Source organism: Actinacidiphila acidipaludis (genome assembly GCF_019890725.1).
Taxonomy (GTDB): domain Bacteria; phylum Actinomycetota; class Actinomycetes; order Streptomycetales; family Streptomycetaceae; genus Actinacidiphila; species Actinacidiphila acidipaludis.
In genome coordinates, this window is sequence record NZ_JAINZZ010000118.1 from 1 (window position 1) to 4959 (window position 4959).

At 72.6% G+C, this 4959-nt stretch carries 5 protein-coding genes and 1 pseudogene; 1 reads left to right on the forward strand and 5 read right to left on the reverse strand.

What is annotated here, in order from left to right:
- On the reverse strand, window positions 1–396 hold a 396-nt coding region (locus tag K7862_RS36785; protein WP_262414373.1), incomplete at its 3' end, for an STAS domain-containing protein.
- A 141-nt stretch (window positions 397–537) separates the two neighbouring features.
- On the opposite strand from K7862_RS36785, the gene K7862_RS36790 reads away from it, so the two are divergent.
- Window positions 538–903: a helix-turn-helix transcriptional regulator gene (locus K7862_RS36790; protein WP_222970109.1), complete on the forward strand. Its 366-nt coding sequence runs from the start codon at window positions 538–540 to the stop codon at window positions 901–903.
- Here the strand turns inward: K7862_RS36790 and K7862_RS36795 are convergent.
- The 4 genes and pseudogenes from K7862_RS36795 to K7862_RS36810 form a co-directional block, all read right to left on the reverse strand.
- On the reverse strand, window positions 878–2971 hold the full coding sequence (locus K7862_RS36795; RefSeq protein ID WP_222970111.1) for a xanthine dehydrogenase family protein molybdopterin-binding subunit: 2094 nt from the start codon (window positions 2969–2971) through the stop codon (window positions 878–880). The two genes, K7862_RS36790 and K7862_RS36795, sit on opposite strands and share 26 nt — an antisense overlap.
- Window positions 2968–3960 (reverse strand): FAD binding domain-containing protein, encoded by a 993-nt coding sequence (locus K7862_RS36800; protein WP_222970113.1) that lies wholly within the window; start codon window positions 3958–3960, stop codon window positions 2968–2970. Before K7862_RS36800 ends, K7862_RS36795 begins: the two co-directional genes overlap by 4 nt.
- The gene (locus K7862_RS36805) at window positions 3957–4460 is read right to left on the reverse strand and encodes a 2Fe-2S iron-sulfur cluster-binding protein (protein ID WP_222970119.1); all 504 of its coding nucleotides are present in this window, start codon (window positions 4458–4460) and stop codon (window positions 3957–3959) included. Before K7862_RS36805 ends, K7862_RS36800 begins: the two co-directional genes overlap by 4 nt.
- A 126-nt stretch (window positions 4461–4586) precedes the next feature.
- Window positions 4587–4959, reverse strand: a pseudogene (locus tag K7862_RS36810) (acyl-CoA thioesterase domain-containing protein); the annotation flags it as partial.

Genomic DNA, 4959 nt, shown 5'->3' on the forward strand with positions numbered 1-4959 from the left:
GAGCACCCGCAGGACGGCGCGCGACATCCGGGTGACGTGCAGCGGGACGCCCGTCTCCTCGGCTTCCTCGCGCAACCGCAGCAGCACGTTCAGACCGGAGCAGTCCAGGAAGTCGACGCCGTCCAGGTCGACGTCCAGGCCGCCGTGCGCGCCGCGCAGGGTCTCGCCGAGGACGCGCTGCAGCAGGGGCGCGGTGCCGAGGTCGATCTCACCGTGCACGGCGGCCCGGGCGCGGCCCGCCGTCTCGGTCAGCCGCACCTCCAGGGTGGAGTGCGGGTCCCTGATCATGGTGCCGGACGGCGGTACGACGGAGCCGGAGGCGGGTTCGGAGGGACACGTAGGCGCGGTGGGCTGCGCGGGCGCGCTGGCGGTCGGGACGAGCTCGATGCCGATCATCACACACCGTTCCCCTTCGAGGGCGGCAGCCGGTTGGTCAGGTCAGTCCAGGATGCTGGCGCGAAGCTCACCCGTCAATGAATACACGAAAATAGGTTCACGTATGCGCTGACGTGAATGGTACGTCGTACGATGTCGTGCATGGACGATGCCCTGCACCCTCGGACGGGATGGACCTTCCTCACCAATCACGCGCGCGTCCTGGCCGCCATCGCCCGCGACCCCGGCGTACGGGTACGTGACATCGCCGCGCGGTGCCTGCTCACCGAGCGTGCCGTGCAGAAGATCATCGCCGATCTGGAGACGGACGGCTATCTCATGCACACCCGCAGTGGCCGCTCCAACCGGTACGAGATCCCCGAGGGAACCGTCCTGCGCCACCCCGCCGATGCCGGCCCCACCGTCGCCGACCTCCTCGCGCTGCTCGCCGTCCACGACCACGGCACGGCCACTCGGGAGGACGCCCGCCGCCGGGACGAGATCAGCTCAGGAACGCATCCAGCGTGACCGGCAGGTCCCGGATCCGGACGCCCGTCGCGTTGTAGGCGGCGTTGGCCACCGCCGCCGCGGTGCCGACGATCCCGATCTCCCCGATCCCCTTCGAGCCCATCGCGTTGACGTGCGGATCGTCCTCATCGAGCCAGGACACGTCCAGGCTCCCGATGTCGGCGTTGGTGGCGATGTGGTACTCGGCGAAGTCGTGGTTGGCGACCTGACCGATGGACGGGTCGACGTGGCTCTGCTCATACAGGGCCATCGACAGCCCCATGGTCATCCCACCCAGCAACTGTGACCTTGCCGTCTTCGGGTTGATGATGCGGCCCGCCGCGAACACCCCCACCAGGCGCGGCGCCCGCACCTCGCCGGTGTCGGCGTCCACCCGGACCTCGGCGAACTGGGCGCCGAAGGCGTACATGGCGTACCGCTCGGTGTCCGGGTTGTCGCCCGTCTCACCGACGGCCTCGGCGCCTTCCGCGGGTGACCGGCCGTGCTGCCCACGCAGTTCACGGGCGGCGTGCACGATGGCAGAGCCCCAGCAGGTGATGCCCGACGAGCCGCCGGCCACGGTGGCCGGCGGCAGCGCCGTGTCGCCGATCCGCAGGTCGACGTGCTCGACCGGCACTTCCAGCGCGTCCGCGGCGATCTGCGTCAGCGCCGTCCAGGTGCCGGTGCCCAGGTCGGCCGCGCCGATGGACACGGTGTAGCGCCCGCCCGCCTCGGCCCGGACACGCGCTGCCGACCCAGGCATCCGGAAGACCGGGTAGACCGAGGCGGAGACGCCCAGCCCGACCAGGGCGCCGTTCTCGCGTCGCGCGCCGGGGGTGGGGTCGCGCCGCTCCCAGCCGATGCGCCGCGCACCCTCGCGCAGGCAGGCCACCAGGTTGCGGCTGGAGAACGGGTGCCCGGTCTCGGGGTCGGTCTCCGGCTCGTTGCGCACGCGCAGTTCGACCGGGTCGAGCCCGCAGGCCTCGGCGAGTTCGTCCATCGCCACCTCGGCCGCGAACATGCCCGGGCACTCGCCGGGCGCGCGCATCCAGGACGGGACGGGCACATCCAGCCGCGTCACTCGGTGAGTGGTACGGCGGTTCGGCGCGGCGTACATCATGCGGGCCGCCACCGCCGTCTGCTCGGTGAACTCCTTGATCCGCGCGGTCTGCGAGATCGCCTCCACGCTGATCGCGGAGAACCGTCCGTCACGGTCGGCGCCGAGCCTGACGCGCTGGAGGGTGGGGGTGCGGTAGCCGGCGAGGAAGAACATCTGCTGCCGCGTGAGCGCGAGCTTCACCGGCCGGCCGGGCAGCTGACGGGCGGCCATCGCGGCGAGTACGACGTGCGCGTGCGCGTTGCCCTTCGAGCCGAAGCCGCCGCCGACGTGCGGGGAGATCACCCGCACCTGCTCGGGGTCCAGCCCGAAGAGCGGGGCGACGGACTTGCGCACCATGTGCACGCCCTGCGTGGAGTCGTACAGGGTGAGCTGCCCGTCGTCCCAGACGGCGATGGTGGAGTGCGGCTCCATCGGGTTGTTGTGGAGCGTGGGCGTCGTGTAGGTCTGATCGACCGTCACGTCCGCCGACGCCAGCGCCGCCTCGACGTCGCCCTGGACCTGGTCGGTGTCATAGCCGCCGTTGACGCTGTCCGGGGCGTACAGGCCCTCGTGCCCGGCGCGCAGCACGACGTCGTGCGGCTGCTCGTCGTACGCCGTCCGCACCAGGCTCGCCGCATGCCGGGCGGTCTCCGGGCTGGTGGCGACCACACCGCCGATGATCTGGCCGCGGAAGGCGACGCCGCCGGACTGGAGGATCGCCAGTTCGCCGTCGCTGGTGTCGGCCAGCCGCGGGGCGTTGAGGTGGGTGAGGACGGCGAGCACGCCCGGCACGGCCTCGGCGGCGCCGGTCTCGATGGCGGTGATCCGGCCGGCGGCGACGGTCGCCTGCACCGGGTGCAGGTACAGCGGCTGCGTCTGGGGATGCTCGAAGGCGTATCGGGCGGTCCCGGTGACTTTCGCCGGGCCGTCGAGGCGATCGAGCGGGACACCCATCGCCCGCGGTGTGAGGCGCTGTTCCGTCGTCGTCATCGGGCCGTCTCCTCGCTGAGTTCGCGCAGCACCGCCACGAGCGTGCCGCGGACGAGCGGCACCTTGAACGCGTTGCCCTCGACCGGTTCCGCGGCGGCGAGTTCCGCGTCCGCGGCCCTGCGGAAGCTGTCGGCGGTCGCCGGGGCGCCGCGCAGTTCCCGCTCGGCCACGGACGCCCGCCACGGCTTGTGCGCGACACCGCCCAGCGCGATCCGCACATCGGCCACCGTCCCGTCGCGGACGTCCAGGACGGCCGCGACCGACACCAGCGCGAACGCGTACGAGGCCCGGTCACGCACCTTGCGGTAGCGGGAGCGCATGCCCTCGGGCAGCGGCGGCAGGTCCACCGCGGTGATCAGCTCGCCGTGCTGCAGCACCGTGTCGCGCTGGGGCTCGTCGCCGGGCAGCCGGTGGAAGTCGGTGAGCGGGACGGCGCGTTCGCCGTCCCGCCCGCGCACCCGGACCACGGCGTCCAGCGCGGCCATCGCGACTGCCATGTCCGAGGGGTGGGTGGCGATGCACGCCGACGAGGCGCCCAGGATCGCGTGGTAGCGCTGGTAGCCCCGCAGCGCGGAGCAGCCGGACCCGGGCTCGCGCTTGCCGCAGGGGGTGGTGACGTCCTGGAAGTACACGCAGCGGGTGCGCTGCAGCAGGTTGCCGCCGGTGGTCGCGAGGTTGCGCAGCTGACCGGACGCGCCGGACAGCAGGGCCTGGGCGAGCACCGGGTACCGCTCCCGGACGAGCCGGTCGGCGGCCAGGTCACTGTTGCGGACGGTGCCACCGACCCGCACCCCGCCGTCCGCCAGCGGTTCGATCCGGTCCAGGCCCAGGCGGGTCACGTCCACCAGCAGGTCCGGCGCCGTCACACCGAGGCGGAGATGGTCGACGAGATTGGTGCCGCCGCCGAGGAACGCGGCCGAGGGGTTGAGGGCGAGCATGGCGACGGCCCCGTCGATGTCGTCCGCGCGCCGGTAGTCGAACGGCCTCACCGCGCGACCTCCGCGATGGCCGGGACGATGCCGGCGTAGGCTCCGCAGCGGCACAGGTTGCCGCTCATCCGTTCGCTGATCTCGGCGTCCGTCAGTTCGACGGGTGCGGTCAGGTCCGCGCTGACCGCGCTCGGCCAGCCGGCCTCCGCCTCGGTCAGCATCCCGACCGCGGAGCAGATCTGCCCCGGCGTGCAGTAACCGCACTGGAAGCCGTCGTGCCGGACGAAGGACTCCTGCAGCGGGTGCAGGGTGTCGCCGTCCGCCAGGCCCTCGACGGTGGTGATCTCGGCCTCGTCATGGGCGACGGCCAGGGCCAGGCAGCTGTTCACCCGTCTGCCGTCCAGCAGGATCGTGCAGGCCCCGCACTGGCCGTGGTCGCAGCCCTTCTTGGGACCGGTCACGCCGAGGCGTTCGCGCAGCGCGTCCAGCAGGCTGGTCCGGGTGTCCAGGGTCAACCGCCGCTGCCGGCCGTCGACCCGCAGGCTGACCTCGACTTCCACAGCATCCACAGCACGCCGCTCCTTTGCCGCATCGGGGAGGAGTGGTGGGTACCCGCCCGGCGGACGCGCGTACCACGAAAGGCCGCAGCGGGGCCTGCCTGGCCTACAGCCTTCCCCGCGGCGGGGTCAGCGCTCGGCGACCAGCAGGGTCTGCACCACGCGGCCGCAGTCCCCGAGCCGGTCGTCGAGCCGGCCGGACGCCAGGCCCGAACCACCGGGGCTGGCCGCGGTGGCGGACGTCAGGCAGAGCCACTCCCCCACCGGATCCCGGTGGAGCGCCACGGTGATGTCGGTGTTGATGACCAGCCGTCGCACGAAGTCGAGCTCCGAGGCGATCGCCCAGTTGCTGTCGGCGAGGGTGAGGGCCCGGGTCAGCGGGGAGTCCTCCTCACCGGCCACCAACGGAATGCGCTGGCGCGCCCAGGCCACGCCCGGCCCGGGCGTGTCGAATCCGCTGCCCTGCGCGAACCGCCACTCCATGGCGGCGATGTAACCGTCA